The following is a 3,206-nucleotide window of genomic DNA, read 5'->3' on the forward strand; positions in this document are numbered from 1 at the left end:
AGTACGAACAGCGGCAGCAACGCCAGCGCCAGGTATTTCCACCAGTCGACCGCCAATCGGCGTCGTACCTGCCCCCGCGTCACGCGCGATCGACCTCGCCCTGATGCTCGTTGCCCATCATGTGGTCGAGCTTGCTGGCCTTGGTCGCCAAATACAGTTTGTTGTGCGGGTTGTGGCCGGTGTGCAGCGGCACGCGCTCAGCGACGGTGATGCCCATGTCGGTCAAGGCTTTGACCTTGCGCGGGTTGTTGGTCATCAGGCGCAGGGATTTCACGCCCAGATGCTCAAGCATCGGCAGGCACATGGCGTAGTCGCGCTGGTCGGCAGCAAAGCCCAGGCGTTCGTTGGCTTCAACGGTGTCGGCGCCGCCGTCCTGCAATTCATAGGCGCGAATCTTGTTCAGCAGCCCGATGCCACGGCCTTCCTGACGCAGGTACAGCAACACGCCACGACCTTCACGGGCGATGGCCTTGAGCGCGCCTTCCAGTTGCGAGCCGCAGTCGCAACGCTGGCTGAACAAGGCGTCGCCGGTCAGGCATTCGGAGTGCAAACGGCCGAGTACCGGGGCTCCGTCGGCAATGTCACCCAGGCTCAGCACAACGTGCTCGCGCCCGGTGCTTTCATCGAGAAAACCGTGCATGGTGAATTGCGCAAAAGGCGTGGGCAGCTTGGAAGCGGCGACAAAGACGACAGGCACCGGTGTGCTCCTGATCTAAAGAGTCTGAAAATTCGCAGGCGGGCATTGTAACAGCAGGTTCCTGCAGACGCTTAGGCTGAATTATCGGGCATAACGATCAAAAAGGTTGATAACACCGCCCCCAACATTTCTTTACCTGTGGGAGCTGGCTTGCCAGCGATGGCGTAATATCTGCCGCCATTGTGGTTACTGACCCAACGCTATCGCTGGCAAGCCAGCTCCGACAAAACTCTTTATCAGCCGGTCAATCGCGTTCAATTTGCCTCGAACGGATACGGCTGCTTCCACTTCTCGAAAATCGGTTTCAGCTCACCACTGTTCACCAACTGCTCCATGCGCCTGTCGAACAGTGCCAGCAACTTGCGCGCCTGCGGCGTGTCGGCGAAGCACAGGTAGAGCGGCAACTCGGCGATGTGGGTCTTGCGAAACTGCGCCGGATCCCTGGCCCGGCCGAGCACGTAATCGATTTCGGTCAGTGCGTCGATGTAGTAGTCGGCGCGGTTGTGGGTGAGCATCGACAGGATGCCGGTACGCCGGATGACTTCATTGTAGTTGCGCACATTGGGCAGGTATTTCTGGTAGTCATAACCACGCACCCAGGCCAGTCGATAGCTGCCGAGTGTCTCGGGGGTCGGCGGCGGGTTGCTCGCAAGCCCCAGGGCATAGATGTGGTCGGTATCAAAATTCCAGCGCGGGTACAGCAGGTCACTGGCCTCGTCATGATAGGAGCCGACGCACGCGTCGACTTCACCGCGCTCTGCCAGACCGACCGAGCGGGTGTAGGGCTCGCTGCGAATGTCGAGTTTCACCCCGGCGGGTTCGAACACCTTGCGCAGCACGTCCCAGCCCAGGCCATGACCGTCGGCGGCGGTGTAGTCTTCCCAGTCTTCGCTGGCCAGGTGGATGACCGACGGCGCGTGCGCGGCTTCCTGAGCACTGGCGACAGTGCCCAGCAAGATCAGAAAAACCAGCGCCAGCCAGCGTCGCGCCATCCTTAGTCTCCTCACTGAACCCGGACTCTCCGGATCAGGCGAAAATCCATACCAGTCCTTGCATCGCCAGCCAGGCAAACACGCCGGCCAGCACGTCATCAAGCATGATCCCGACGCCACCGTGGACATGCCGGTCGATCCAGCGAATCGGCCACGGCTTGAGAATGTCGAAGAAACGGAACATCAGGAAACCGGCCAGCAACCAGTACCAGCCTTCCGGCACCAGCCACAGGGTGATCCACATCCCGACCATCTCGTCCCAGACGATACCTTCGTGATCGTGTACCCGCAGATCGTCGGCGACCTTGCCGCACAGCCAGAAGCCGAACAGCATGGTGATCCCGAGCATCAGCCAGTAACCCCAATCGGGCAACATCTGCCACAACGGGATAAAGGGTAGCGCAACTAACGAGCCCCACGTGCCCGGTGCTTTCGGCAAAGTGCCCGAACCGAAGCCGAACGCGAGGAAATGCCAGGGATTGCGCCAGACCGATGGCGGCACGAATTCGGCCGGAACCTGCTTCGGGTGATCTGTCACGGTGTCTCCTGAAAATGTTGATAGCCCCGGATTTGCGGGGTGATGTCGTGTCCTTCGCGATCCAGCAACGCCACGCCCTGCCCTTCACTGACACGGCCGATCACATGGATCGGCCAGCCGTCGGCCAGCAGCGCCGGCAACTCGACGGACGGCAGGGTGAAGGCCAGCACATAATCATCGCCACCACTCAACGCCGCACGCTCGGCGCCGCGCTGGCCGAGAAATGCCACTAGAGCATCCGACAACGGTACGCGCTCGCGTTCAATCTCGAGCCGCACCTTCGAGGCCAGGGCAATATGGCCACAGTCGGCGAGCAAGCCATCGGAGATGTCCAGCGCTGAACGGGCCTTGCCGCGCAGGGCCTGTCCGAGGGCGAGTTGCGGCTGCGGCGACCAGTAGTGATCGAGCAGCGGCTGGGCGATATGCGGTTCGGCTTCACGCTGGCCCAGCACCAACGGCAAGGCGCCGGCGGCATTGCCCAGCTCACCGCCGACACACAACAGATCTCCCGGCTGCGCACCGCTGCGGGTCAACGCCTGACCGGCCGGAACACGCCCGAACACAGTGACCGTCAGACTCAACGGCCCGCGCGTGGTATCGCCGCCCACCAGCACGACGCCGCAGCTTTGCGCCATGCGGTTCAAGCCGCCGGCATAGGCTTGCAACCAATCGGCGGTCACCGTCGGTACAGTCAGGGCAAGGGTAAAGGCAACGGGCGTGGCGCCCATGGCGGCCAGATCGCTGACCGCAACGGCCAGCGAGCGCTGACCGAGCATAAACGGATCGCAGGGGTCGGCGAAATGCACACCGGCCACCAGCGTATCGGTAGAAATCGCCAACTGCTCCCCGGAAGGAACAGCGAGCAAGGCGCAGTCATCGCCGATCCCCAGCGCAACGCCTTCGCCGCCCTGCGCACAAGGCGCGGCGGCGAAGAAATTGCGGATCAGCTCAAACTCGCCCATGGCTGAGACAAAGTGTT

General features: G+C 62.1%; 4 protein-coding genes and 1 pseudogene. All 5 read right to left on the reverse strand.

Annotated features, from left to right (window positions below; translation table 11 throughout):
• A pseudogene (locus tag DBR24_RS03905) lies at nucleotides 1–83 on the reverse strand (MFS transporter); the annotation flags it as partial.
• On the reverse strand, nucleotides 80–697 hold the full coding sequence (ribA, locus tag DBR24_RS03910) for a GTP cyclohydrolase II (RefSeq protein WP_123463762.1): 618 nt from the start codon (nucleotides 695–697) through the stop codon (nucleotides 80–82). The pseudogene DBR24_RS03905 and the gene ribA, both read right to left, overlap by 4 nt.
• Nucleotides 698–951: 254 nt before the next feature.
• Entirely contained in the window at nucleotides 952–1,689 is a 738-nt protein-coding gene (locus DBR24_RS03915) for an ABC transporter substrate-binding protein (protein ID WP_128613952.1), read from the reverse strand.
• A 34-nt stretch (nucleotides 1,690–1,723) separates the two neighbouring features.
• Nucleotides 1,724–2,227, reverse strand: a complete 504-nt coding sequence (locus tag DBR24_RS03920; protein WP_003228639.1) for a phosphatidylglycerophosphatase A — start codon at nucleotides 2,225–2,227, stop codon at nucleotides 1,724–1,726.
• Nucleotides 2,224–3,189 (reverse strand): thiamine-phosphate kinase, encoded by a 966-nt coding sequence (gene thiL, locus DBR24_RS03925; RefSeq protein ID WP_128613954.1) that lies wholly within the window; start codon nucleotides 3,187–3,189, stop codon nucleotides 2,224–2,226. The genes DBR24_RS03920 and thiL overlap by 4 nt, the downstream gene beginning before the upstream one ends.
• Nucleotides 3,190–3,206: the final 17 nt, after the last annotated feature.

Origin of the sequence: Pseudomonas sp. HMWF006 (assembly GCF_003061205.1) — a bacterium.
Lineage (GTDB): Bacteria > Pseudomonadota > Gammaproteobacteria > Pseudomonadales > Pseudomonadaceae > Aquipseudomonas > Aquipseudomonas monsensis.